Origin of the sequence: Desulfovibrio sp. 7SRBS1, assembly GCF_049723905.1 — a bacterium.
Classification (GTDB): Bacteria; Desulfobacterota; Desulfovibrionia; order Desulfovibrionales; family Desulfovibrionaceae.
On record NZ_JBJKFD010000001.1, the window covers coordinates 3687848 to 3714440 of the forward strand.

23 protein-coding genes are annotated in these 26593 nt (G+C 58.3%); 15 read left to right on the top strand and 8 right to left on the bottom strand.

All coding sequences use genetic code 11. From position 1 onward, the window contains the following. Positions 1-54: 54 nt before the first annotated feature. Entirely contained in the window at positions 55-471 is a 417-nt protein-coding gene (locus ACI0FJ_RS16385; RefSeq protein WP_424305115.1) for a PepSY domain-containing protein, read from the bottom strand. 464 nt (positions 472-935) lie between these two features. Here ACI0FJ_RS16385 and recA point away from each other — a divergent pair, with 464 nt between their 5' ends. Both recA and alaS read left to right on the top strand, forming a co-directional pair. Next, positions 936-2024: a recombinase RecA gene (recA, locus tag ACI0FJ_RS16390; protein WP_424305117.1), complete on the top strand. Its 1089-nt coding sequence runs from the start codon at positions 936-938 to the stop codon at positions 2022-2024. Positions 2025-2125: 101 nt separating this feature from the next. Then, the gene (gene alaS, locus ACI0FJ_RS16395) at positions 2126-4774 is read left to right on the top strand and encodes an alanine--tRNA ligase (RefSeq protein ID WP_424305119.1); all 2649 of its coding nucleotides are present in this window, start codon (positions 2126-2128) and stop codon (positions 4772-4774) included. 444 nt (positions 4775-5218) lie between these two features. Here alaS and ACI0FJ_RS16400 read toward each other — a convergent pair whose 3' ends face one another. From ACI0FJ_RS16400 to ACI0FJ_RS16420, 5 genes are all read right to left on the bottom strand, one after another. After that, the gene (locus ACI0FJ_RS16400; protein ID WP_424305120.1) at positions 5219-7858 is read right to left on the bottom strand and encodes a PEP/pyruvate-binding domain-containing protein; all 2640 of its coding nucleotides are present in this window, start codon (positions 7856-7858) and stop codon (positions 5219-5221) included. A 174-nt stretch (positions 7859-8032) separates the two neighbouring features. Next, complete coding sequence (locus tag ACI0FJ_RS16405) at positions 8033-8743, bottom strand: hypothetical protein (RefSeq protein WP_424305122.1); 711 nt, start codon at positions 8741-8743, stop codon at positions 8033-8035. A 3-nt stretch (positions 8744-8746) separates the two neighbouring features. After that, positions 8747-10006 (bottom strand): sulfite exporter TauE/SafE family protein, encoded by a 1260-nt coding sequence (locus ACI0FJ_RS16410; protein WP_424305124.1) that lies wholly within the window; start codon positions 10004-10006, stop codon positions 8747-8749. Between the two features lie 66 nt (positions 10007-10072). Next, complete coding sequence (locus ACI0FJ_RS16415; RefSeq protein WP_424305126.1) at positions 10073-10486, bottom strand: response regulator; 414 nt, start codon at positions 10484-10486, stop codon at positions 10073-10075. A 302-nt stretch (positions 10487-10788) separates the two neighbouring features. Continuing rightward, positions 10789-11202 (bottom strand): response regulator, encoded by a 414-nt coding sequence (locus tag ACI0FJ_RS16420; protein WP_424305128.1) that lies wholly within the window; start codon positions 11200-11202, stop codon positions 10789-10791. Between the two features lie 27 nt (positions 11203-11229). Between ACI0FJ_RS16420 and ACI0FJ_RS16425 the strand changes: the two genes are divergently transcribed. From ACI0FJ_RS16425 to ACI0FJ_RS16485, 13 genes are all read left to right on the top strand, one after another. Further along, entirely contained in the window at positions 11230-11553 is a 324-nt protein-coding gene (locus ACI0FJ_RS16425; protein WP_424305130.1) for a hypothetical protein, read from the top strand. Between the two features lie 121 nt (positions 11554-11674). After that, positions 11675-13936 carry a heavy metal translocating P-type ATPase gene (locus tag ACI0FJ_RS16430; protein ID WP_424305132.1) on the top strand — a complete coding sequence of 754 codons (2262 nt, stop codon included), beginning with the start codon at positions 11675-11677 and terminating at the stop codon, positions 13934-13936. A gap of 240 nt (positions 13937-14176) precedes the next feature. Then, positions 14177-14446: a cysteine-rich small domain-containing protein gene (locus ACI0FJ_RS16435; protein WP_424305134.1), complete on the top strand. Its 270-nt coding sequence runs from the start codon at positions 14177-14179 to the stop codon at positions 14444-14446. A 109-nt stretch (positions 14447-14555) separates the two neighbouring features. Next, entirely contained in the window at positions 14556-14918 is a 363-nt protein-coding gene (locus ACI0FJ_RS16440; protein ID WP_424305136.1) for an Hpt domain-containing protein, read from the top strand. Positions 14919-15367: 449 nt separating this feature from the next. After that, positions 15368-17368: a diguanylate cyclase domain-containing protein gene (locus ACI0FJ_RS16445; RefSeq protein ID WP_424305138.1), complete on the top strand. Its 2001-nt coding sequence runs from the start codon at positions 15368-15370 to the stop codon at positions 17366-17368. 139 nt (positions 17369-17507) lie between these two features. Then, entirely contained in the window at positions 17508-17819 is a 312-nt protein-coding gene (rplU, locus tag ACI0FJ_RS16450) for a 50S ribosomal protein L21 (protein ID WP_424305140.1), read from the top strand. A gap of 17 nt (positions 17820-17836) precedes the next feature. Continuing rightward, positions 17837-18106 carry a 50S ribosomal protein L27 gene (rpmA, locus tag ACI0FJ_RS16455; RefSeq protein WP_424305141.1) on the top strand — a complete coding sequence of 90 codons (270 nt, stop codon included), beginning with the start codon at positions 17837-17839 and terminating at the stop codon, positions 18104-18106. 267 nt (positions 18107-18373) lie between these two features. Then, entirely contained in the window at positions 18374-18973 is a 600-nt protein-coding gene (locus ACI0FJ_RS16460; protein ID WP_424305143.1) for an NAD(P)H-dependent oxidoreductase, read from the top strand. 239 nt (positions 18974-19212) lie between these two features. After that, complete coding sequence (obgE, locus tag ACI0FJ_RS16465) at positions 19213-20394, top strand: GTPase ObgE (RefSeq protein ID WP_424305145.1); 1182 nt, start codon at positions 19213-19215, stop codon at positions 20392-20394. Positions 20395-20649: 255 nt separating this feature from the next. Continuing rightward, positions 20650-21699: a class I fructose-bisphosphate aldolase gene (locus ACI0FJ_RS16470; RefSeq protein WP_424305147.1), complete on the top strand. Its 1050-nt coding sequence runs from the start codon at positions 20650-20652 to the stop codon at positions 21697-21699. A gap of 9 nt (positions 21700-21708) precedes the next feature. Next, on the top strand, positions 21709-22539 hold the full coding sequence (locus tag ACI0FJ_RS16475) for a DUF362 domain-containing protein (protein ID WP_424305149.1): 831 nt from the start codon (positions 21709-21711) through the stop codon (positions 22537-22539). A gap of 1 nt (position 22540) precedes the next feature. Next, complete coding sequence (gene zupT, locus ACI0FJ_RS16480; RefSeq protein WP_424305151.1) at positions 22541-23359, top strand: zinc transporter ZupT; 819 nt, start codon at positions 22541-22543, stop codon at positions 23357-23359. 79 nt (positions 23360-23438) lie between these two features. After that, complete coding sequence (locus ACI0FJ_RS16485) at positions 23439-24815, top strand: MBL fold metallo-hydrolase (RefSeq protein WP_424305153.1); 1377 nt, start codon at positions 23439-23441, stop codon at positions 24813-24815. Between the two features lie 107 nt (positions 24816-24922). Here the strand turns inward: ACI0FJ_RS16485 and tmk are convergent, their stop codons facing one another. After that, a complete protein-coding gene (tmk, locus tag ACI0FJ_RS16490; RefSeq protein ID WP_424305155.1) occupies positions 24923-25558 on the bottom strand; it encodes a dTMP kinase in 636 nt (211 codons plus the stop codon). Continuing rightward, a complete protein-coding gene (locus ACI0FJ_RS16495) occupies positions 25534-26562 on the bottom strand; it encodes a 3'-5' exoribonuclease YhaM family protein (protein WP_424305157.1) in 1029 nt (342 codons plus the stop codon). Before ACI0FJ_RS16495 ends, tmk begins: the two co-directional genes overlap by 25 nt. Positions 26563-26593 lie beyond the last annotated feature (31 nt).

A 26593-nucleotide genomic window follows, 5' to 3' on the forward strand; every position in this document is an offset into this window, starting at 1 on the left:
ATGCGTCCCGGCTCGCTCTGTAAGGAATATGGGCCGGGACGCGGGGGCGGGAGATTATTCTTCGCTTTCGTGGCCTTCCCGTTCGTCATGTTCGCGGTCTTCGTCTTCATGGTCGTGCCGGTCGGCCTTGTCCTTGTGCAGGGCCAGCACCTTGCCCGACCCGGCGTCGATCTTCATGTCTGTGACGGTCTGGTCCTGGCCGACGACCTCGACGCTGTAGACCAGGAAGCCGTCCTCTTCGTCGAGTCCGGCCTTGAGGACCCGCCCCGGTACGGCGTTCACGGCGTCCTGCATGGCCTGGTTCAGGGAAATTTTGGCCATGTCCGGATACGCGGCCTCGGTTTGTTCGGGGACCGGGATGGTCCCCCTGATGCGCTGTTCGTGTTCGGACTTGGCGAAACCCACGCCTACCGTGACCAGACCGATGATCATGGCTCCGCTTCCGATGATGGCTATCAATTGCTTTTTCATATTGCCTCCTGTTGTCGATACGTTGTGGCAGTGGCGCCACCATGGCGGTGGCAAACCGTTCCTGCCGTTCGAGGTCAGAATACGGAGGGAATCATGAAGGGAAGATGAAGGAAGATATGGGCCGATGTGGAAAAATAAATATCTGCATGGCATCGTGTTACGTTTGATCCCTTTCATTAAATGAAATGAATCTTGTCGATGGCGTGTGTGAAAAAATGTGTAAAACCATTTTGGAAATAACCGAAAGTCATTTTGAATCACCAGAAATCGACAAAAAGTAAGCCCCTGCCATATATGAAAAATACGGCAGGGGCTTACTTTTTAAGAAACGTGGCGGGCACTTTTGTTCTTCCCGTAGTCCCTGCGTTTTGGGGCTTTCCGGGCCGGGAGTTCGCTGGCCTGTTGCCGGGCTATGGTCTATCTGGTAAGCAGGTTAACCCGATAACATTCTCGTGAGGTATTCCATGGCCAAACGTCCGGCACCCAACCCAGAAGACATGCGCCGCGAGGCGCTTTCCACCGCCCTGACCACCATTGAACGCAAATGGGGGCTGGGATCGGTAATGAAACTTGATGATTCCGCCCATGTGGCCATTCCCGTCATTCCCAGCGGTTCCATTGCCTTGGATCTTGCATTGGGAGTCGGCGGCGTGCCGCGTGGTAGAGTCATCGAAATTTACGGTCCGGAGTCCAGCGGCAAGACCACTCTGGCTTTGCACATTGTTGCCGAAGCCCAGAAAACAGGCGGAGCCGCCGCCTTCATCGACGCCGAGCATGCGCTGGATATCAAGTATGCCAGACGCCTGGGCGTACAGACCAACGATCTGCTCATTTCCCAGCCCGACTACGGCGAACAGGCCCTGGATATCGCCGATATGCTGGTGCGCTCGGGTGCCCTGGACGTCATCGTCATCGACTCGGTCGCCGCGCTCATTCCCCAGGCGGAACTGGAAGGCAACATGGGCGACATGCAGGTGGGCGGACAGGCGCGGCTTATGTCCCACGCCCTGCGTAAACTCACCGGCTCCATCCATAAGTCCAACACCTCGGTCATCTTCATCAACCAGATCCGTATGAAGATCGGCACCATGGGCTACGGCAACCCGGAAACCACCTCCGGCGGCAATGCCCTCAAATTCTACGCCTCGGTGCGTATGGACATCCGCAAGATCCAGACCCTGAAAAATCAGGACGAGGTCTACGGCGGCAGAACCCGCGTGAAGGTGGTCAAGAACAAGGTTGCCCCGCCGTTCCGCGAGGCCCAGTTCGATATCCTCTACGGTGTGGGCATCTCCCGTCCCAGCGAATTGCTGGACATGGGTGTTGAGGCCAACATCGTGGACAAGTCCGGCGCGTGGTATTCCTATGGTTCGGAACGCCTGGGCCAGGGCAAGGAAAACGTGCGCAGCTTCCTGCTGGAAAATCCGGATATCATGGAGCAGATCGAGCACGACTTGATGGTCCACCTCGGCGTAATCGAACCTCCCGCCGAGGAGAGCGTTGAAAACGCGGCCAAAGAAACTACCGACGTTGAAAAAGACGAGAAAGAATAGCCAGTACCAGTGGAACCGGGCCGAGTATGCCGCTACCCTGCCAAGTGTGGAGCGGGCGGTGGCCAACGCTCGCCTTTTCTGATTCGCAAAGGAGTCGTTTGATGATTACCGCCAATGAGATTCGTAACAGATTTCTCGAGTTCTTCCAAAAGCAAGGTCACGAAATCGTCCGCAGTTCGCCGCTGGTTCCCAAGGATGACCCCAGCCTGTTCTTTACCAATGCGGGCATGGTCCAGTTTAAAAAGACCTTTCTTGGGCAGGAAAAACGGCCCTACAAACGGGCGACCACATCCCAGAAGTGTTTGCGCATCAGCGGCAAGCACAACGACCTGGAAAACGTGGGACGCACAGCGCGGCACCATACTTTTTTCGAAATGCTCGGCAACTTCAGCTTTGGCGATTACTTCAAGGCCGAAGCCATCCGCTTTGCCTGGACGTTCATTACCGAGGAACTCAAGCTGCCCAAGGACAAGCTCTACGTCACCATCTTCACGGATGATGACGAGGCCGAGCAACTTTGGCTGAGCGAAACCGACGTGGCGCCCGAACGCATCTACCGCCTGGGCGAGAAGGAAAACTTCTGGTCCATGGGCGACACAGGCCCCTGCGGCCCCTGCTCGGAAATCCACATCGACCAGGGCGAACACATGAGCTGCGGCCCCGGCTGCGGCCTGGGCAAGTGCGATTGCGATCGCTTTCTGGAAATCTGGAACCTCGTGTTCATGCAGTTCGACCAGATCGAACCCGGCAACCGCGTTCCCCTGCCGCGTCCCAGCATTGATACGGGCATGGGGCTGGAACGCATAGCCGCTGTCTGCCAGGGCGTGTTTTCCAACTACGATACCGACCTGTTCCAGGAAATCATCCAGTTCACCGCCAAGATGGCCGGGGTGAAGTACAAGGAAGAGAACGACGACGTGGACACCGCCCTGCGGGTCATTGCCGACCACTCCCGGGCCGCGACCTTCCTGCTGGCCGACGGCGTGATGCCCTCCAACGAAGGCCGGGGCTACGAACTGCGCCGCCTCATCCGCCGCGCTCTGCGTTTCGGCAACCTCATCGGCCAGAAGGACGCCTTCCTGTACCGCGTGTGCGATACCGTCATCGGCGCCATGGGTGATGCCTACCCGGAAATCGTGGACAAAAAGGAATTCATCCTGAGCAACGTCCGCGAAGAAGAGGAACGCTTCGGACGCACTCTGGTAAAGGGCTTGGAAAAGCTGACCGAAGAGCTGGACCGCATGGTCGAGGCCAAGGAAAAGGTTGTTTCCGGCGAGTTTACTTTCAAATTGTACGACACTTTTGGTTTTCCTCTGGATATCGTCCGCGACGTGGCCGAGAAAAAAGGTTTTCCCGTGGACGAGCCCGGTTTCAATACCTGCATGGAAGAACAGCGTCAGCGCGCCAAGGCCAACTGGAAAGGCAGCGGCGAAATCGATCTGGGCGCCCAGTTCAAGGCCCTGCTGGAAGCCGGTGTGACCAGCACCTTTGTGGGCTACGACAGCCTGAAAGCGGAAAGCAAAATCCTTTCCCTCATCGATGAGGAAGGAAATTCCGTGGACAAACTGGCTCAGGGCCAGGGCGGTTTTGCCGTGTGCGCTGTTACTCCGTTTTACGGGGAATCCGGCGGACAGGCAGGCGACAAGGGGCAGATTTTCAGCATGACCGGCAGCGCCGATGTGCTGGATGCGCTCAAGCCCGCGTCCACCCTGACCATGCACAAGATATTCGTGAACGAAGGCGATCTGGCCAAGGGCCAGGACGCCACCCTGGAAGTGGATGAGGAATTGCGCACGGCCTCGGCCCGCAACCACACCACCACCCACCTGCTGCACGCCGCATTGCGCCAGGTTTTGGGCGCGCACGTCAACCAGGCCGGTTCCCTGGTGGGCCCGGACAGGCTGCGTTTCGACTTCTCCAACAATTCGCCCATGACCGACGAGCAGATTCTGGCTGTCGAGGAACTGGTCAACAAGTCCATCATGGCCGACGCGCCCGTGGACTGCCAGATCATGAGCCACGACGCGGCCATGGAAAAAGGCGCAACCGCGCTGTTCGGCGAAAAGTACGGCGACGAGGTTCGTGTGGTGGAAGTTCCCGGATTTTCCATGGAACTCTGCGGCGGTACGCATCTGGCCCGCACCGGGCAGGCCGGTTCCTTCACCATCTTTTCGGAAACCGGCGTTGCTGCCGGTGTGCGCCGCATCGAGGCTGCCACGGGTGCAAACGCCATGGCCGCTTTCCAGGCACAGCGCGCCGAGCTGGACTCCACAGCCAAGCTGCTCAAGTCCAAGCCGTCCGAAGTGAGCGACAAGGTCAAGGCCCTGCAGAAAGAGGTCAAGGCCCAGCTCAAGGAAATCGAAAAGCTGCAGGCCCGGCTCCTTTCCGGCGAAAGCCGCAGCCTGATGGACGAGGTGGAGGAGATCGGCGGTATCAAGGTGTTGGCCGTCAAGGTGGACGTGCCCAGCGTGAAGGTGCTGCGCGAACAGATGGATGACATCCGCTCCAAGATGTCCTCCGGCGTCGCACTGCTGGCCGCACCCCAGGACGGCGGCAAGGTCATGCTCATCATGGCCGTGTCCAAGGACCTGCACGACCGCTTCACCGCGCCCGGCCTGATCCGCGAAATCGTCACCGAAGTGGGCGGCACGGGCGGCGGCGGTCGTCCCGACCTGGCACAGACCGGTGGCTCGGACAGCAACGGCATTCCCAAGGCCATTGCCAAGCTCAAGGCCATCATCAAGGGCTAACCCGTAAGGGCTGGTCACTGGAAGAAATCACCCGGGGGAAGGATTCGTACCTTCCCCCTTTTTTTTACCGCGAAGGACGGTGCAGCCATGGCTGGGCCTCCAGCGGCCAGAGGCGCTGCCTCTGAACTCCGCCGGGGGAGCAGTGCTCCCCCGGACCCCCTATTCTCCATTGCGCATTTTCCACGCAGCAGGGGAGCAAAGCTCCCCTGCTGCGTGGAAAATGCGCAATGGAAACGGCCCAGGCTGCCGAGAAAAGTCCTAGAGCTGTGTTGTTGCGAAAACGCCTTGCTCTAGGACTTTTCTCGGCAGCCTGTTTTTTTTGAGCCGTTACGCAATTGATAGAATCCTCCCTTTCCCCCAATAATAAAAGTTTTAGGAAAAGGAGGGGGTGTGGGGGAGGAAATAACCCTTTTTCAAAAGGGTTTTTCCTCCCCCGCGCTTCTCTTAATTCACTTCTTTCTTTTCTTCCTCAGCAGCCAGCAATCCCTGGATATCTTTATCCATTTTGTTGCGGTAGTTGGCAACGGATGTGCTGTCTTTCATAATCATATCGAGTTGGCGGGTATGGGTGATGAGATAGCCGAGGACTTTGAGGCGCTGCAGCATGTAGGCTTGTTCAAAGCCTTCCAGCCGGGCGAGTGCGTTGTCTTCGCGCAGTATGGTGGCGAAGCCGAGGTCTTCGAGTATGGAGGCGACAAACTCCACGCGGCGTCTGCGGCGGTCGAAGTCTGCCGCTCCGCCCTGAAAGCGGAAGGTGGCGTAGTTTTCCGTGGGGCGCTCGCCTATGAGGCTTTCCACGGAGCAGAAATGGTAGCCGAAGCGCGACTGCAGGCTGCAGAAGTTGCGTGAGATCATAAAGTAGTTGCGCGAGGTAAAGGACGAGCCTGCCGCGGGTTCCAGATGAGGGTTGATGGTGGATTCGAGCAGCACGGACATGAAGCCGCGCGCGTTGATGGCTGGGGGCCCGTCCCAGGGGATGGCGACCATGCCGTCCCAGAGCGAGAGCATGGGCAGGGAAGTGATGTTGAAGAGGCGGACAAGTCCGTCTTTTTTTTCGTCCTCTTCCGGGGTGAATCCGTCGTCCAGATTGATAATCCAGAACTGCATGGGGTTTTCCACAAAAAGCTGCCGTGCCGAGTGCTTGGGAAAGCGGCAGTTGCGGCCCACGCTAAACATCTCCAGCACGGATTTTTCGTGGCAGAAGCGTGTGATGTCGTGCAGGGTCTGGCAGTGCATGGGCCGAAAATCAGCGGATTCCGGGTTCAGCAGGTTGAGCGGCGTGATGTGCTCCATGGCGCCTTCCAGGGCCGTGTGCACCGGGCTGCCCTGCATGAGATGCGGCTTGGGTCGTGACGCCGCGGCAATGATGTTTTCATCACAGCCGTCCAGCACGCGTGCGGCGTCGGCATCCACGGTCACTTCCTGATCCAGCCGCAGAGTGGAGAGGGCGTCGCCCAGACCGAATACGGCGGGCACGCCGAATTCCCGGGCCACACTGGCAAGATGGCCGGTGATGCAGCCGCGTTCGCAGAGCAGGGCGGCGGCCCGGTCCAGAAGCGAGGCCAGCTTGGGTGTGGCCTGGTCGGTCACCAGGACCGCGCCTTTGGGAAAGGTAAGCTGGTCCATGCTCTTGCGTACCATGCGCACAGGTCCGCAGGCGGCTCCGGGGCTTGCCGTAATGCCTTTTTCCAGCAAGATGGGGCGGGAGGGTGCGACTTCCTCGAAAGAACGCGAGCGGCGCAGCAGCGGGCGGCATTGCAGCAGGTAGAGGTTGCCGCTGGGGCCGAAGGCCCATTCAATATCCTGGGCCGACTTGAAATGGTGTTCCAGAGTCAGGGCCAGACGGGCCACCTGGCGTATCTGGTCGTCGTCCAGGGAGGGCTGGTTCACCTTGTCCTCGGTCACGACTTCGCGGCACAGTCCTTCTTCGGGAAAGCAGCAGAACTGCTTGTCCTTGCGCACCACCCGGCGGTCCAGAATATAGAGTTCGCCCGAGGCCGAAGCCTGCCGGTCCACCACGAACTGGTCCGTGTCCACGCTGCCGTCCACCACGGCCTTGGGCAGGCCCCATACCGAATTGACCAGCACGGCGTTGTCCACCGCATCCACGGGGCTTGCAGAGTAGGCCACTCCGCCGCTGACCGCCTGGATCATGTGCATGCAGCCCACGCACATGGCCACGTCGCGGTCCAGGATGCCGCGGTTCATGCGGTAGGTCATGCCCGGCACGCCGTACTTGCTGGCGACAACTTCCTTGTAGGCATCCAGAAGACTGTCCGGCCCCACGTTGAGAATGGACTGGTATTGTCCGGCAAAGGAGGCGTCTGCGCTGTCCTCGCCCAGGGCGCTGGAGCGCATGGCGACGTGATGGTGGCTGCTTTGGCTGACTAGGGCGTGGTAGCGCTGCATCATCTCCTCGGCCAGGTCGGGCGGAACTTCGGTGCTCATTATGAGCTGGCGCAGCTGGGTGCTGAGCCGGACCATGGAGTCTGCAGAGTCTTTTTCGCAGGTCTGGATACAGCGTTGGATTTCCGGTTCCAGCTCGTTGTGTTCGATGAAACGGTAGTAGGCCGCAGCCGTGATGACGAAGCCGTGCGGGGTGCGCAGTCCCAGCGCGGTTCTGGCCTCGCCCAGGGTGGCCATTTTACTGCCCGTAAGCGGCGCGTGCGAGGCGTTCATCTCGCGGAAAGGTATGGTGAGGGGCCCTTCGGCGTGGATTGCCTCCGGGCTGGTGTACGGGGTTATCTGGGCCTGGATTTCCTTGAACCGCGCCATGAGGTTGGGATATTTGTCCGGCGCGAGTTCGTTGAGCTGGCGGATGATCTGGAACACCTGGGCGGCCACGCCCGTTACCTGGTTGCGGACAAAGGACATGCCGAAAGGAGCCAGCCCCTTGCGTGCCTCTTCCATGGCGGCCATGTATTCCAGAGCCTTGTTGTTGGCGGCCAGCAGCAGGCGGAAGTGGTGGTAGCGGGCTTTGAACGCCGCCCGGAGCGACTCTGCGGATTCCGTTGGTTCGTCGTTGTTATCCGCATCGCTCGGGCTAAAGAGCCATTTTATCCATTCCAGCAGTTTCAGGCCCATGAGGTCTCCAGATATCGGTTGCAGTCCGCATGCGCGCATTGGGTGTTTGCCGGAAGATGCGCGGACAGGGAGTGGAACCGGAGCAACTGCAAGGTCCAACAGGACAGCCTGCCTGCAACTGCGCGGTCCGGACGCTCCGGACCACGCAGTGCGTTTGTCAGTCGCCTAGGATGGTTACATTTCCTTCTTTTTGCCCTTGGTCATCTTAAGGCCGATGCCCTCGAACAGGAAGAAAATGGCAAACCCCCACCACATTGTATAAACGACATAGAAGATCAGTGCGAACGCCAGTATTCCTGCACGGTCACCCGCGTGCTGCGGCGAGACGCCATAATAGTTATACGACAGCTCAACTCCGCGTTTGACCACTTCGGAAACCAAGGCTGCTTCCTTGAACTTCTTTTGTCCCTTCAGTCCGTTTTCAAGGCCCTTGTAGAACTGGGACCAGACGTACATGACCATTTTCGGGTCCATGCCGTACCTGGACTGCAATTCTTCGCCCTTGTTGTAGAACATGTCCAGGGAGTCCTGCAGGGTTGCGGCAAGCAGGCTGCCCAGGTCGGCCTTCACGTTGACTCGTTCTCCTGCTTCGCTGGCGCCTGCTCCTGCAACGTCCAGGACATGTTTGACCTTATCTGCATAGTCCGGATTCTTGAGCTTTACGTTAACGTCGATGCTGTTGCCGTTCCAGGCCGTAACCTGTTTTTGCAGCCCGGGGATGTACTCGGAGAGCGACCCCTTGGATATGGAGTTGAACAGCGCGTCCGAGGCATGGAACGCGTTCTGGCCTCCGAACGAGGGGGTGAACATGTACGCGAGCGCTATGAAGAACGTCACGGTGAGCAATGAGCCCCAGGTAAAATGTTTCTTGTCTTGTATAATCATGGCTCAGCCCTCCTTGAGTCCACTGAGATTCTTGATAAACGCGCCTATGACCCAGAAGCCGAAAAAGCCCACGGCAATGAAGAAGCCGAAGTTGCCTATCTGGGTGAGGAAGTTGCACACGCCGGGGCTGAGGCTGAGAATTTCCATCTCGGTGAGCTTGCCAGGCAGTGCGAACAGGCGGTTTACGAAACCGGCAAGGATGGCCGTGGCGTAGAAGCCGCGGATGTAGATGCCGGGAACGACCTTGGTGGTCAGCGCGCCAACCTGGATGCCCACGAGCGAACCGAGCAGCATACCCATGGCCAGGGTGTAGAAGATGAAACCGTAGATGGCGTACTGGGTGATGGAAGCGTACCCAGCCGTGAAGATGATCTGGAGGATGTCCGTACCAACGGTGGTGAAGGACGAAACGCCCAGGATGTAAACGAACATGGGGAAGGTGAGGAAGCCGCCGCCCACGCCCATGATGGCTGCCATGAAACCGACCACCGCGCCGCACAGGGCCACGAACAGGCCGGATATCTTCTTGCCGCCGGGCACCAGATCCTGGTCAAAGGGGATCATGGGCGGAATCTTCATGCCCTGCAGCTTGGCGGGCAGTCCTTCGCCGCTGCTTGCCGGGCCGCCGTGGGCGTCGCCGCCGCCACCGGCCTTGCGCTGCTTCATAAAGTCGGACATGGCATAGATGCCCAAAAAGCCCAGCAGCACCACGTAGATGACGCTGATGAAGGTATCGGACAGCACGGGGTTGGCTTCGTACAGGGCGCGGTTTATGACGCCGCCGCCCGTAACCCCTATGCCCGAACCAACCAGAAAGGCCACGGCCAGCCCCACGGAGACGTTGCCCAGCTTTTTGTGCACCGTGGTGCCCATGATGGCCTTGGCAAAGATGTGGAAGAGGTCGGTGCCGACCGCCAGAATACCCTTGATGCCTGCACTCATCAGTGCCGGGGTGATGATGAATCCGCCGCCCGCGCCGATACAGCCGGTAATGAGCCCGGCGCACAGGCCGATGAGAATGGAGACCAGAAAGATGCCCGGAGTGTAGAATGCCGGGCTGTAGGCTTTTTTACCGCCCAGAATGTCGGGCAGTTGGTCGGCTGCCACGGCCACGGAAAAGAGAATGGCGGGCAGCGCAAGTGCAAGCAGAATCAGGAGGCGTTTCCGGCTCCTGAGAATGCTCAGGGATGTTTCCAGGTCCCACCTGGCGTATGCCTGCGCAGAGGCATACATCATCTGGTAAAATTTTCGTCCTGCGTTCATGGTATTCTCCCCTGTTGATCCTGCCGCGGAGGCGGCTTAACGGAGAGACCGCAGGAACGGTCGGAATCAGGAAGGCACTTCGCGCTTTCGCTGCTCTATACGCTCTTCCTGCAAACGCTTCTTGGCGTGCGCATCTTCAATCTTGTAGACCATCTCTTCGATGTCCGTCGGCTTGAGAAGATAATCGAACGCTCCCATTTCCATGCCCTGTACCGCGGTTTGCGCGTCGGCATGGCCGCTGAGCATGATGACCTCGACCAAGGGGTATCGCCTCTTGATCTCGCGCAATACGCTCAGTCCGTCCATTCCGGGCATGCGGACGTCGAGTACCACCACGTCCACTTCGTGCTTGTCCAGAAAGGCGAGTCCCTCTTCGCCCGAGGTCACGGCCTCCGCCCCTACCTGACGGCGTCCCAAACGCTTCACAAGGGTGGCGAGGAAGTCTTTTTCATCGTCAACAAGCAATACCCTGGGGTTCATCCGATCACTCCATGACAGACAACGATTCCGATGTGGTCCGCAAGCTCCTGCTGAAAAGCGGCTTGCGGTCCGGGCCGCAACCACGGAACTGCCGAAAACCCGATTCGACAGTCTTCTTGCGACCGATACTACATTGCAAAACACGGTTTCGTCCATGATTCTGAAGAGCTCAACGCTTTCAGTCAATCCGGTCCTTGTCCGTGTTTTGTGCGCCGTGCCGGGCATTTGCATGCTCCGTACGTTCCAAACAGTCCCACGTCTCCCAATGAGATTCCCAAAATAACTTTCCATTGCCTTGCCGGTCATGTCCCGTCTCCCCAATCAGGCACGCCGCCCATCAGTTGTTGTGCCGTACCCTTCAGCCTGTCCATGCTGCCGTTCTTGACGACCAGCACCATGGGGGCCTTGCTGTCCGACGCATCATACGATGGAGAAAACGGATGCTCGTCCGTTCGCCAGGAGTGCACCACGATCGGCAGATCGGGATGTTCCTCGCGTATACGTTCCAGTAGTCCGTCGCCATGCCTGTTGGGGATGTCCGGGTCCAGGACCAGGAGGTCCACCCGGGGTTCCTGGCGCAAAATGCGAAAGACCTCCCACCCGTCACCGGCAAGCAGCACACGGTACCCTTCCGTGGCAAACTCTCGGCCCATAAATTCGCGTATCCGCGAATTGCGGTCGCCGATCAAAACGGTGACAGAGGTGCTTTTACCCATATTTGCTCCAGATTTCCCGTAGTGGATATGGTAAAGTTTGCTAAAGCCGTGCCAGAATCGTATCGAAGAACATATTTTTTAACGTCTTGTGATTTCTATGTTTTTTCTGCGGGCAGGCTGTGCGCGGCAGCATGGAAAATAAGAATGCGTCAGTCGTCTTTACAAAGTGTAAAAAAAGCTGACACCTGCACAATATCCGGACAGGGAAAGGGGCTGCTTTCGGACCGTACCAGCCTTGACGTTGCAGGTTCGGGTTCTTATGATAATAATTCTCAAAACGGCATGGGTTTTATGCACGTATTTGGGGAATCAGCAACCGCCCGATGGCTTTTTCCGCGTTTGGCCGTATAATGGAGTTCCTACGGCTGATTCAGAAAAATATACGAGTTTGCAAGGACGGCCCTGATGAGTGTTCCTCGCATGGCGAGGGTGCTGTGCATTTTCGAATTCTGATGAACAAAAGGTCGTAACCATGAAAAAGCGTCTGGAATTGAAAATAGATGGAATGCACTGCGCGGCGTGTTCCGCGCGCATAGAGCGCGTGGTGGGCAAGCTGGACGGCGTGGATCTGGCCCGTGTGAACCTAGCCACGGAAACGGGCGCGGTAACGTTCGATTCGGATAAGCTGGATACGGAGCAGATTTTGTCGGCCATCGGCAAGCTGGGCTTTACCGGCAGCGAGGCCGAAGGCGTGACCGAACGGGCCGAGAAACGGCGTGAAGAAGCCTTGCAGCGGCTGGACAGCATGCGCAAGGCGCTTATTCCCGCGTTCGGCTTTGCAGTGCCGCTGCTTATTCTTACCATGGGCCACATGGTGGGCATGCCACTTCCGCAGTGGCTCGACCCGCACCATTCCCCTGCGGCATTTGCCCTGGCCCAGGTGGTCCTGACCCTGCCCGTGGTCTGGACTGGCAGAAATTTTTACATCTCCGGTGTTCCCGCCCTGCTGCGGCGCGGACCGAACATGGATTCGCTTATCGCCGTGGGCACGGGCGCGGCCCTCATCTACAGCCTGTGGAACACCCTGCTTATTCTGCTGGGCAGCAATCCCGTGGCCCATGCCATGGACCTGTACTTTGAATCGGCAGCCGTGCTTATCGCGCTTATTTCCTTGGGCAAATACTTTGAGGCGCGCTCCAAGCTGCGTACGTCGGACGCCATTACCAAGCTCATGGAGCTGGCCCCGGATACCGCCACCCTGGTTACGGAAGACGGGGTAAAGAAGGTTCCGGCCGCAGAGCTGCAGCCCGGGGACAAGGTCCTTGTGCGGCCCGGAGAGCGGATTCCCATTGACGGCGAGGTTGTGGACGGACGTTCCAGCGTGGACGAGTCCATGCTGACGGGCGAGAGCATGCCGGTTTCCAAGGACGTGGGCGACCGGGTGACGGGCGGCACGCTGAACAACACGGGCGCTTTGACCGTTGTCGCCCAAAGCGTGGGCCAGGACACGGTTCTGGCTGGCATTGTCCGGCTGGTGGAGCAGGCGCAGGGCGGCAAGGCTCCCATTGCCAATCTGGCCGACCGCATCAGCTATTACTTTGTGCCCACGGTCATGGCGCTGGCCCTGATTTCCGGGCTGGCCTGGTATTTTATCGGCAGCGCGGATCTTTCGTTTGCTTTGCGCATTTTCATCTCCGTCATGGTCATCGCCTGCCCCTGCGCCATGGGGCTGGCAACGCCCACTTCCATCATGGTGGGCACGGGCCGCGGCGCCCAGCTGGGCGTCCTGGTCAAGTCGGCCGAGGCGTTGCAGACCGCGGAAGAGGTGGACACGGTGGTCTTTGACAAGACCGGCACGCTCACCGAGGGCCGTCCCGCCCTGACCAACGTGGAAGTGGCCGAAGGCTGCGGCCTTACGGAGAACGACGTGGTGCGCTTGTGCGCTGCGGCGGAACGCTCCAGCGAACATCCCCTGGCCCAGGCCGTGGTGCGGGGGGCGGAGGACAGGGAAATATCCCTGCCTCCGGTCGAGGATTTTCAGTCCGAACCCGGAAGGGGCATTCAGGCCGTGGTCGAGGGACGCCGTATTGCCGTCGGCAACCTGGACAATGCGGACGCCCAAAAGCTGGAAGGGCTGGACAGCGGCTGGACCGAACACACGGCAACGGCCTTTGCCGAAGAGGGCAAGACCGCGCTGTACGTGGGCGTGGACGGCAAGCTGTGCGCCATTCTGGCCGTGGCCGATACGCTAAAGCCCACTGCGGCGGGAGCTGTTGCCGACCTGAAGAAGATGGGGCTGGACGTGATTATGCTGACCGGGGACAACGCGGTGACGGCTCGGGCCATTGCCCACGGCGTGGGGGTGGACGAGGTTGTGGCCGGTGTGCTGCCCGATGGAAAGTCCGACGTTATCGAGCGGCTGCAGGGCGAAGGCTGCAAGGTCGCCATGGTGGGCGACGGAGTCAACGATGCTCCGGCCCTGGCTTTGGCCGATGTGGGCATGGCCATGGGCTCGGGCGTGGACGTGGCCATGGAGTCCGGCGACATGGTGCTGATGTCTTCCAACGTGGAGCAGGTGGCTACCGGCCTGCGGCTGAGCCGGGCGGTGATGCGCAATATCCGGCAGAATCTGTTCTGGGCCTTTGCCTACAATATAATATGTATCCCCGTGGCGGCCGGTGTGCTGCACATTTTCGGCGGGCCCACGCTCAATCCCATGATTGCCGGAGCGGCCATGGCAATGAGTTCGGTTTCCGTGGTCGGCAACGCGCTGCGCCTGCGGGCATTCAAATAAAACATCAGTCTGCCCCGGCGGGGACGATGTATCCGCCGGGCGTTCGGCTTTCGCCAAAGCCTCATTAGTGAGTGCTATATTTTTATATAGACAAACCGTACTGTTGTTTTATAAAGTTTTTTTTTATTCTGTTTGTGATATGGTGTTCGTTGAAGATAACATGTGGTGTAGATATTGTAGGGATGCATCTCTTTTCTGTTTTTCTTTCCTTTGTTTACACCTCTTGGTATAGCCCGTCCCATGAAAAATAATCATCGCTATTTTTGTAATTCGGAATGCGAGTATTTCCCATGCCACAAGGGGCTGGACCCGTCCGAGTTCAACTGCCTGTTTTGTTTCTGCCCCTTGTACTTTTTCAGCGATTGCGGCGGTGATTTCTCTCGCACGAAGCAGGGAGTGAAGGATTGTACTGGGTGCACCAAGCCACATGGGCCGGGTGGATACGACCATGTAATGAGACGGTTGAAGCTATATTTTCAAAAATATAAAAATGAACAGTCATTTAAATAAGTTTTTATGAAGACACTTTTTTATGGTAAAAGTTTTAAAAAAAGCTTGGCATTTGCATTCATTAATGTATTGTATAGTCATTCAAAATAACTAACCGGGCTGGTGGAGCATGGAAAATCTGTCTGACGAGTCCCCTTCGGTTCTCGATATCGACGCGCTTATGACCAGGGTCGATTTCGACAAGGAATTCGCTGCTGATCTCATGCGTTTGTTTTTGGAGGATGGTCCCAAACGGGTCGAGGCCCTCAAGCAGGGGTTGTATGCACAGGACCCGCAGCTGGCGGCCAAGTCCGCCCATTCTCTCAAAGGCATGTCCGGAACCCTGTGTGCGCCGGAGCTGATGAATACCGCCCTTGAGATTGAAATGGCCATCAAGGAAGAACGTGAAAATGATCTTGATGCCTTGCATTTGCGCATAGAGAATCTGACCTCACGCCTGCTTCAGGAAATCAACGACTGGCTTAAGCAATAGCAGGTCCGGGGGGCCGATGAAGCCCCGGCATCGTTGTTTTACAAAGCTCTCCTCTCGTGCCACCTCTTGCGCCGCCTCTCGCTTTATAGAAAGGGGTGGTTCTGATTCTTCTCCCGCGCCTATGGTTTTGGGGGATCCCGTCTTTTTGAACAGCCCCACAGTCTCCTTGTGTTGAGGCCGTTGCATGAGGCCGCAAGCTGCTCCGACAAGCGTTTGGCAACATTGTTGCTTGGCCTATTCACGTCCTCTCGTATTTCTGATTACGCATACACCCAGGAGTTTTTTCACTTCGTTTCCGTATCTCTTGGGGCAGCCTGACAGACTGGCCTTTGGAGCGAATCCGCCACCAGGGCACAAGAACTCCTTTGTAATTTTTTTTTTGCATTGAAAAAGCTCTGAATTGCGTTAAAAGAGTAAGTAAGAAAGAGTCCGGATTCCTCGGGGGGGGCATGGACCAGGAACATCTGCAAAACATACCACCGTACGGCAAGGCGAAAGCTTTGGTTGTGGCCGACGAGGCCGTGGACCGCGGCCTCATAACGCCGGTGCTGGCCGAGTATGGATTTGTGCCCTGCGTTTTTTCCGAGGCTGCCCAGGCCCTGGCCGCACTGCGCGAGGATACCTACACGCTGGCGGTCATCGATGTCGATGCGCAGAACAGCAACGGGTTCGGGCTGGCCCGGGAAATCAAACAACGCTCGCCGCAAACAGGCATCATCTTCATCACCGGGCGGGGTGTGTTTGAGGATGCGGTGGAAGCCATCCGCATCGGGGCCTACGACTACCTGTCCCGTCCCTTCTCGCGGCATGAAATGGCCATGGCCGTTCGCCGCTACCGCGAGCGGTTGCGGCTGGAGGACTTGGCCTTTCAGGCCCAGCTCCAATACGACCATCTGGTGCAGAACATTCCCATCATCATCTTTTCGCTGAACACCGTCAGCTTTCGCCTGGAGTTCATCAACCGGGCAAGCTACGCCGTGCTGGGCTACCGGCCGGACGAGGCCATTGACGAACCGGGCTGGCTGCTGCGTGTGGTCCACCCCGAAGACAGGGACATGGTAACCTGCGCGCTTCGGGAAAGCCCGGTCTGCGATGAAGGGTTTTCGTTCCAATGCCGTATGCGGCACAAAAAAGGCCATACCGTGTACGCCATTATCCGCAGCATGCCGTGCACTCCCGGCCTTGCCTCCCGAGAAGGGGAGCTGGTGGACGGGGTTATTCTGGACGTCACCGAACGGGTGATGCTGGAGCAGACCCTGGTGCAGGACGAAAAGCTCAAGACGCTGGGGGCTATTTCCGCGGAAATGGCCCACGAAATCCGCAACCCACTCATGTCCATAGGCGGGTTCGCCCGCAGGCTGCGCGATCAATCGCACGAATCCATGGAAGCCGACATCATTCTGCGCGAGACGCGGCGGCTGGAGGCGCTGCTCGACCGCATCAACGAATACATGCGGCCATTGCGGGTCTTCCGGCAGGCCTGCTTATGCCAGCGGGTGCTGGCGGAATGCGCCAACCTTCTGTACCCGGAAATGCAGGCCGCGCAGGTAAGGGTGGAGCTGGCCCTGGACGGCGATTTGCCGACCATTTTTGCGGACCCGGACATTTTGGGGCAGGTCTTCCTTCATATTATGACCTATGGTGTGGGCGTCATGCCACCGGACACGACAATGGAGATTACTGCCTCGGGCATGCTGGACATGGTCGAGGTCGGCTTCCGCTATCCGCTCAAGGAAGCGGTGCAGCTGGACCCGGACCGCATCTTTCTGCCGTTTGAAGAAGGGGGATACGCCGGACTGCCGCTCAGCCACCGTCTGGTCAAAAGCATGGGCGGCACCCTCACCTGCACACAGGGAAGGCGAAACGCGAATTTCGTCCTGACATTGCCGCGCGAAACCGGGCCTGCGGAAAATGTGATGCGCGAATTGGACGGCATGACCCCGGACCTTGTTCCCGGCTCCGGAGCGAGAGGCGACTACAGCTTTGAAGGACGGCTGGAACGGGAATGGCACAGGGCGGTGCGCGACGGTCGGCTGATGGCGGCGCTTATTATTGATGTGGACCGTTTCGAGGCGTATCTGGGCAAGTACGGGCGGCGGCAGGCCCACGACATGCTGGAATCCGTAACCGGTGCGCTCGGCTCCATCCTCACGCGGCCCGGCGATTTTTTCGCCAGTTTCGGGAGCCAGCAATATACGGTTATTCTGCCCGATACGGACGAAGCCGGGGCCGTGTACATGGCCGAGGACATCCGAAAAGGCATTGCCGAGCTGGATATTCCTCATGCCCGCTCCGATGTGGCTCCACACGTTACGGTCAGCGTGGGTGCTGCCTTTATGGCGCCCTGCAACGGGGAAAATGCCGTGGAGTTGCTTTCGGAAGCAAGCAAGGCGCTTTTTATTGCCAAGCAGCTGGGGCGGGACCGGGTTTATGCAGCCGGGCCGTCATAATCGGGAAATCTGAGCGCCTTGGTTGAAAATTCTTTTGCAAGGTCAAAAAGCGCGGTATGGAAAACTCTTTCTAAAAAAGAGGTTGACGGGATTCGGAAGATGGCTTAGGAATCTCCTTCCCATTTTGTGGAGGAAAAATATGTTTGCTATTGTCGAGACCGGTGGAAAACAGATTAGAGTAGAAGAAGGCCTGCGCTTTGACGTGGAGCGTCTTGATGGCGAAGTTGGCAGCGAGCTGACTTTGGACAAGGTGCTTCTCGTGAACGCCGAAGGCGACGTCAAAATCGGCCAGCCTTATGTAGATACGGCAAAGGTCACCTGCGAAGTGCTTGATCAGAAGCGCGGTCCCAAGGTGGTGGTGTTCAAGAAACGCCGTCGTCAGGATTCCCGTGTGAAGACCGGCCATCGTCAGGAACTTACCACGTTGAAGGTCAAAACCATCAGCGTGTAGCTCAAGGGGGCATCAGTATGGCTCATAAAAAAGCAGGCGGCAGTTCCAGAAACGGCCGCGACAGCCAAGGACAACGACGCGGTGTAAAACGCTTCGGCGGTCAGAGCGTACTGGCCGGAAATATCCTGGTGCGCCAATTGGGCACCAAGGTTCACCCCGGTTCCAATGTGGGCCTGGGCAGGGATTTCACTTTGTTCGCTCTGGTTGACGGGGTTGTTCGCTTTGAAAAATACAAGCGCAACAATCGCATCAAGACCAGGGTACATGTGGATCCTGCTGAAGCGTAGATATTTCGCTATTCCGACGATTCAGGGGTAGAGAGCGTTGCTCTTTACCCCTTTTCGTGTTTCCCTTCGCCTTTTGGATTCACTATAGGTAGAAAGGACGTCAGATTGGCAGTAGTGTCAAATCTGACCGGCTGCTCAAAACAGTACGAACAACGGTTTCTTGCCGGGAAAAGAGTTCGGGCTTACGCGCGTTCAGAAGACGCGCAGGACTGAGTTTCTTGAAGCGACCATGTTTCCATGCCTTTGCAAGCAGCCTGGAGAAGCGAAATGCATATTTCCATTATTCTTGCGCATCCCGACCCGAAAAGTCTCAACCATGCCGTAGCTTTTGCCGCCCGCGACACCTGCCGGGAGCTGGGGCACGACGTTGTGCTGCACGACCTGTACGCCGAGGCGTTTGATCCGCTGCTTCCGGCCGGGGAAATCCCCAGGGACGGAAACGTGGACGCCTCCGTCGCCCGTCATTGCGAGGAAGCGGCCCGTGCGGACGGCTTTATTATTGTGCATCCCAATTGGTGGGGCATGCCTCCGGCTGTACTCGTAGGCTGGGTGGACAGGGTGATTCGACCGGACGTGGCCTACCGTTTTGAGGAAAGCGACGGGGGCGAGGGCGTTCCTGTGGGGCTGCTCAAGGCGCGTACCGCCCTGGTTCTCAACACCTCGAATACGGCCGAAGAGCGGGAAAACAAAATTTTTGGCGATCCTCTGGAACGAATCTGGAAGGATTGCATCTTCGACCTGTGCGGTGTGCGGGATTTTCACCGCAGGATGTTCCGTATAGTGTGCACTTCCACGGCAGCAGAGCGTGCTGTCTGGCTGGAAGAGACCCGGCAGGCGGTGGCCGCCTGTTTTCAGGCTGCTGGCTGAGGCGCGGGGCTCCCGTGGCTTTGGTCTTTTGAAGCGGCCTGCGACCTGAACTTCAATTTCGCGCGGTTGCCGCAGTCACGTTCCGTGAACGGATTGCGGCAGGCGTGTTTTACAACATGGCTGGCCTTGCCCGCCATGCAACGCCCAAATGGCGTGAGCGGCCTGAAAGAAATTTTTTCGGGCGCGCTGTTTTCGCAAAGCGTGCAGATGCGTTTTGCGGTCCCATACAGGAGTAGATCATGCGTTTTGTCGACGAGGCGAGAATCAAGGTGGCTTCCGGACACGGCGGACACGGCTGCATGTCGTTCCGGCGCGAGCGGTATGTGCCCAAGGGCGGCCCCGACGGCGGCGATGGCGGCCGTGGCGGCGATGTTATCTTCAAGGTGTCGCCCAAGCTGCTGACCCTTTACGATTTTCGTCTCAAGCGGGGCTACCGGGCCGAGAACGGACGCCCCGGAGAGGGCAGCCAGAAATACGGCAGGGCAGGCAAGGACCTGTTTTTGGAATTGCCTCTGGGCACCCTGGTCTACGAGCTGGATGAGGAAACCGGCGAAAAGACCCTTATTGCCGACCTGAACAGCTTGGACAAGGAAGTTGCCATTGTCCAGGGCGGCCGCGGCGGCAAGGGCAACCTGCACTTCAAGTCGTCCACCATGCGTGCCCCCCGTTTTTCCCAGCCCGGAGAGGACGGGGAAGAAAAGGTGCTCATGCTGGAGCTCAAGATAATGGCCGATGTGGGTCTGCTGGGCCTGCCCAATGCGGGCAAGTCCACGTTCATTTCCGCAGTCAGTGCGGCCAAGCCCAAAATTGCGGCCTATCCCTTTACCACGCTGACGCCGAACCTTGGTGTCATTCAGGACGATTTCGGGCGGCAGATAGTGATTGCCGACATCCCCGGACTGATCGAAGGCGCGCACGAAGGGCTTGGGTTGGGCCACAAATTTCTCAAGCACGTGGAACGCACCCGTTTTCTGGTGCACATTCTGTCTGCCGAGGACGTGGACCTGGATGACCCGTTTGCCGGGTTCGACATGCTTAATGAAGAGCTAGAAAAGTTCGATCCCGAACTGGGCAACAAGCAGCAGATTCAGGTGGTGAATAAGCTCGACCTGATGGATGACGCCGAGGTGGAGCGGTTGCGGGAGGTTGCAGAAAAGACCGGACGCAGCGTGCTGTTCATGTCCGCCCTGAACAATCTGGGTGTGGATGAAGTGATGGCCGAAATATGGCGCATGGTGCATGGCACGGATGAAAACGCGCCCATGCTTTCCGGCGGTGGTGCTTCCGATGTCCCGCTCTCGCCCGAAGAAGATCCTGTGAGCGCGGACATTGCGCTCGAGGACATTGCTGCTGGGGATGTCGCAGCCGAGGACATTGCAGCCGAATCAGAGGCCACTCCCGAGGACGACCGTTTGGAATAGCGTCGGTTTTCCGCCCCGTCCCCGCCGGGTTGCACGGTTAGGGATAGGTTTTTTCCCTTTTGCAGCCGCACTTTGTAGGCAGTTGCACTCCCGGCCAAGAAAATGGCTGGAAATTCACACATATTATGCTAGGTTTCGTAGGAATCTCTGATTCTTCGGGACCTGGCTTTTTTTTGGGTGGCATTTTTTTATCTGCTTTCCCGCCAGGTTCCTCCGCATTCCGCTAACAGGGGCACAACCCCAAGGGAGTGAACCATGATTGACGTTGCATCGATTTTGGGAGACGAAGGCGAATATCTTCTCGAGCATGTCTGCACGGGAATTCCCAAGCAAAATCTCCATCTTCCCGGACCGGATTATGTGGACAGAATCTACGTCCAATCCGACCGCAGCCCCAACGTGCTGCGCAACTTGCAGCATATGTTCGATCACGGACGTCTGGGCGGAAGCGGCTACCTTTCCATTCTGCCTGTGGACCAGGGCGTGGAACATACCGCTGCTTCGTCCTTTACCCCGAATCCTGATTACTTTGATCCGGAAAACATCATCCAGCTGGGGCTGGAAGGCGGCAGCAGTGCCGTGGCCTCCACCCTGGGCGTGCTTGGCGGAATGAGCCGCAAGTACGCGCACAGAATTCCCTTTGTGCTCAAGATCAACCATAACGAGCTGATGACCTATCCCAACAAGTGGGACCAGATTCTGTTCGCCAGCGTCAAGCAGGCCTTCGACATGGGCGCCGTGGCTGTTGGCGCCACGGTCTATTTCGGCGCGGCCGAGTGCTCCCGTCAGCTGCGCGAGGTGGCAACCGCTTTTCAGTATGCGCACGAGTACGGGCTGGCGACCATCCTGTGGGCCTATCTGCGCAACCCGGCCTTCAAGAAGGATGGCACCGACTACCACGCGGCCGCCGACCTTACGGGGCAGGCCAACCATCTGGCAGCAACCGTGGAAGCCGACATCGTGAAACAGAAGCTTCCCCTGAACAACGGCGGTTTTACGGCCATTGGCTTTGGCAAGACCGACCCGCGCGTATACAGCGAGCTGTGCAGCGACCACCCCATAGATCTGTGCCGCTGGCAGGTGGTGAACTGCTACATGGGCCGCGCCGGGCTGATCAACTCCGGCGGCGGATCGGGCGATAACGATCTGCGCGAGGCCGTGCGCACTGCGGTCATCAACAAGCGGGCAGGCGGCATGGGCCTCATTTTGGGGCGCAAAGCCTTTCAGCGTCCGATGGCCGAAGGCGTGGAGTTGCTGCACGCCGTGCAGGACGTCTATCTGGACGGAGGCGTGACCGTGGCGTAAGCTTGGCGCATGATGAAGTCATGTTCCCGACGCGGCAATGTGCAGCCCCCTGGACCGGGGCTTGCGGAGGTGGCGGAAATACCCTTTGAAAGTTATGGGCAAAGTGTGGCCCTGGCCATGGACGCGGCAGGCGCTGCCAACGTCCTGGCCGGGCACGGGAGTTTTCTGCTCAAGCCCAACCTGGTGAACAGCTCGCCACCTCCCGTAACAACGCCCCCGCAGCTTTGCCGGGCGGTTATCGACTATATCCACGCACGGATTCCCCATGCCCGCATCATAATAGCCGAGGGCTGCGGTGATCCGCACATGGAAACAGGCGCTGTCTTCGGCATGCTTGGCTACCGGGAACTGGCCGAACAAACCGGCGCGGAACTGCTGGACCTGAACCAGGCCCCGGTGGTGGAGCGCAAGACCCCGGACCATGAGGTCTTTCCCACCATGCACCTGCCCGAGGCGGCTTTCAGCCATTGCCTGATCTCTTTGCCCGTGCTCAAGCGCCACTCGTATGCGGGCATAACCGGGACGCTCAAGAACATGATGGGCTTTGCCCCGCCCGACCATTATTCCGGGCGCGGAGGCTATTGGAAAAAGTCCGTCTTTCATCTGCAAATGCACGAGTCCCTGCGCGACCTCAACCGGCACATCCTGCCGGATTTCACCATAATGGACGCGACCGTGGGCATGGTCGAATACCACCTGGGGGGACGGGTCGAACCGTACGGCCTGCTCCTGGCTTCGGCAGACGCCTACGCCCTGGACTGCCGCGCCGCCGAACTCTTGCACATCGCACCGGAAACCATAGGGCACCTGCACCGGACCCGCGAATATATGGGGAGCTGAAGTGGAAACGAGCGTCATACTCACGGCCTTCGGGCTGACCGTTCTGGCCGGACTTGCCACCGGCGTGGGCAGTGCCCTGGCCTTTTTCGCCAAGGAAACCAACACCAAGTTTCTGGCGTTGTCCCTGGGGTTTTCCGCCGGGGTCATGATTTACGTCTCGTTCGTGGAAATCCTGGTCAAAGCCCGGACCTATCTGGAAGCATCGCTGGGCCATGGTCCCGGTTCCTGGGCCACGGTTCTTTCGTTTTTTGGAGGCATCGGGCTCATTGCCATCATCGACAAGTTCGTGCCTTCGTTCGAGAACCCGCACGAGGTGCACCGGGTGGAGGAAATGCAATGCAAGCTGGAACCCTGCACCACGGATAGCGGCAAGCTCTACCGCATGGGCATGTTCACGGCCATTGCCATTGGCATACACAACTTTCCCGAAGGTCTGGCTACGTTTACCGCCGCCCTTACCGACCCCTCCCTTGGCATCGCCATTGCCGTAGCCATCGCCATCCATAACGTGCCCGAAGGCATCGCCGTGTCCGTTCCCATCTACTATGCAACCGGGGACCGGAAAAAAGCCTTCTACTATTCCTTTCTTTCCGGCCTTGCCGAGCCGGTGGGGGCGCTGGTTGGCTTCGGGCTGCTCATGCCTTTTCTCAACGACACTGTTTTCGGCATTCTGTTTGCCGGAGTGGCCGGCATCATGGTCTTCATTTCCTTAGACGAGCTTTTGCCTGCAGCCGAGGAGTACGGGGAGCATCATCTGTGCATCTATGGGCTTATCGGGGGAATGGGGCTCATGGCATTGAGCCTGCTTCTGTTTATTTAAGGGAGTTTGTACTTACAAATAATTCTTATTTGTGGCATGGTGACCTGACAACGGAAATTGAAACGCTGGAGGTGTACCCGTGTTTTTCAAGCAGATCATGGTTCCTGGCATGGGATGTTACTCGTACGTCATCGGCTGCCCCGCAGCCAAAATCATGGCCGTGGTGGACCCCAAACGCGACGTGCGCGATTATTTGGATATTGCCCGTGAAGAGGGCATGAAAATAACCCATATATTCAATACCCACGTCCATGCCGACCATATTTCAGGAGATCAGGAACTTCGTTCGCAAACCGGCGCACAAATCCACATCCACGAGAGTGCGCCTGTGGACTACCCGCATACGCCACTCAAGGAAGGGGACGTCTACACTTTTGGCAGTGCCCGCATGGAAGTGATCCATACGCCGGGCCACACGCCCAACTCGGTCTCGCTGCTGGTGACAGACACCATGCGCAGCCAGGACCCTTGGATGATTCTCACCGGCGACCTGCTGTTTGTGGGCGACATCGGACGGCCCGACCTGCCTGGAGCGGAAATTCTGGACGAGCAGGTGGCCAACCTTTACGACAGCCTCTACAACAAGCTGGCAAAATATCCGGACCATCTGGAAGTTTTTCCTGCGCACGGCCAGGGATCGCTGTGCGGCAAGGGCATGAGCTCCAAGGGGAGCTCGACCCTGGGCTACGAGCGGCACGCCAACCCCATGTTGCGGTTCGCGGATTTCGATTCCTTCAAGGCCTCGGTCATGGCCGAGTTTCCCGCGCGGCCCAAAAGTTTCAGCCACATCATCAACACCAACTTGAAGGGCGCGCCCCTGCTGGTCCGCTGTCCTGTGGACCAGGCCATGAACCCGGACCGGTTCGCGCAGGAGATTGAAGCGGGTGCCGTGGTCATCGATACGCGCGACGCCGCGGCCTTTGGTGGCATGCATATTCCCGGCAGCCTGTCCATCGGCTTCGAAAAGCAGATCGCCAACTGGGTGGGCATGGTGGTGGAGCCGGGCTCGCACCTCCTGCTGGTGGTCAACGGCACCGAGGACTACGAACGCATGACCACCATCCTGCACCGCATCGGCTACGACGATGTGTACGGGTATTTGCTGGGCGGCATGCAGTCGTGGGTTTTCAGCGGCAGGCCCGTGCGCAGCCTGCCCCAGGTTTCGGTGGTCGATCTGGCCGAACGGCTCAAGAGCGGCAATATCCGTCTGGTGGACGTACGCACCCCGGCAGAGTTGAAGGGCGGCATCATCAAGGGCGCCGAACACCACTCCCTGGCCGATGTGCTGGACAACGGGCTGGATATTGCGCCGCACGAAAATGTGGTGGTCTACTGCGGGTCGGGCTATCGGTCCAACATTGTGGCCAGCAGTTTACAGCAGAACCACTGCTGCAATGTCAGCTCCCTGGCGGGCGGTGTGTTTGCCTGGACCAGTGCGGGAATGGATTTAGAATAAGGTAATAAAAAAGCCGGACCGGAAGCAATGTTCCGGTCCGGCACAAGTTTTCATAATTCGTTAAACCCAATCCTGCAGCCTGCTTAATTGGGCTTTCTGCTGATTCGCTATTTTTCGAGAAAAGCATCCAAATGCGGTTTAATTTGAGCGAAAACCTCGTCGGGCGTCTGTGCGGCATCAACCACGCGGAAGCGGTCATGGTGCAATCCGGCCCAGGTAAGGTAGCCTTCGCGGATGCGCTTGTGGAAGTCCATGGCCTCGGCTTCAAAGCGGCCTTCCTCGCGTGACTTACACTCTGCTGCATTGCGCGCCAGAGCCCGGCGCAGGCCGATTTCCGGGTCCAGATCCAGCAAAATGGTCAGGTCGGGCCAGGTTCCGGCCACAGCCACTTCGTTGAGCTGGTGCAGCAGCTTGGGGTCCAGCCCGCGTCCGTAGCCTTGGTAGACCACGGTGGAGTCGGCAAAGCGGTCCGAGATGACGCATTTGCCCTTGTCCAGGGCCGGGCAAACCACGGTTGCCACATGTTGGGCGCGGTCTGCCAGGTACAGGAAAAGTTCTGTTTCGCCGGTCAGGTCGCGGCTTTCCATGTGCAGCAGGATGGAGCGCAAATGCTGGCCCAGACGGCTGCCGCCGGGTTCCAACGTAAGGACACATTCCCGGCCTTTGGAAGCCAGGTAGTCCATGGCTTTTTTTATCTGGGTGGTCTTGCCGGTGCCTTCTATCCCTTCAAAGGTAACAAACATTGGCTGGGTCCTTTGGTTTGCTTGCGTTCGGTGTCGTTGCCGGGAGTCTTCTGGGGTTTGAAGAGAAAACGCTCCATGGACCGGACATAGGGTGACCAGTCGCCCTGTTCGGCGTCGTCGGCAAAGGATTCATTGTAGGTCTTGAGCTTGGAATCGATCATATCCGCAAAGTGCAGGATGAGGGCTTCCGAGGTCTTGGGACGCTTGGGCGAACCAAAGGCCAGCTCTCCGTGGTGGGCCAGAATGCAATGCTTGAGGTGCAGGGCCAGTTCCGGACCCAGGCTTTTGGATTTGTTCAGAAACGGGGTAAGCACTTCCAGCCCTATCTGGATATGTCCCAGCAGGCGGCCCTGGTCGGTAAAGTCCTGTTCCAATCCGCCCGTGAGTTCCCAGGCCTTGCCCAGGTCGTGAAAGGCGGCGGCCGTAAGCAGCACGTCGCGGTCCAGGTCGGGGTAGAGTTTGGCCAGCTCCAGGCTTACCCGGGTAACGGCCAGGGTGTGTTCCAGCAGGCCGCCCACATAGGCGTGGTGAATGGCCTTGGCACCCGGCGCGGCCAGCAGCTTGGCGCGGATTTCCTCGTCGCCCAGAACCTTGAAGCACAACGTCTTCCACGGTTTGTGTTGGAGATGTTCGCGCAGCAGGTCTTCCAGCTGCTCCAGAAGTTCGTCCGGTGGCGGGTCGCTTATGGGCACCAGCTTGGAAAGCATTGCCGGGTCCGGGTCGCCGTCAAAGACGTCCAGGCTGTTCACCGTCAGCTGCAATTGGTCGCGGTAGGTCCCGGCCTTGGCGTTTACGCTCACGATCATGCCGCCAAGCAGGGGCGGCACGCTCAGGCTGAGCGGACTCCATATTTTTGCTCCCACGCTGCCCGTGGCGTCGCGCAGGGTAAGGTTCCAATATGGGCCGTTGCGGGATTCGGCCTGTCGGGCGTCGGCAACGGCATAAAGTCCGTCTATGGTCTGTCCGTCCTGTATATCCTGAATATTGGTCGTAGCTTGCTGCATGCGCACTCAATAGCGTTTTACGAAGGTCCCT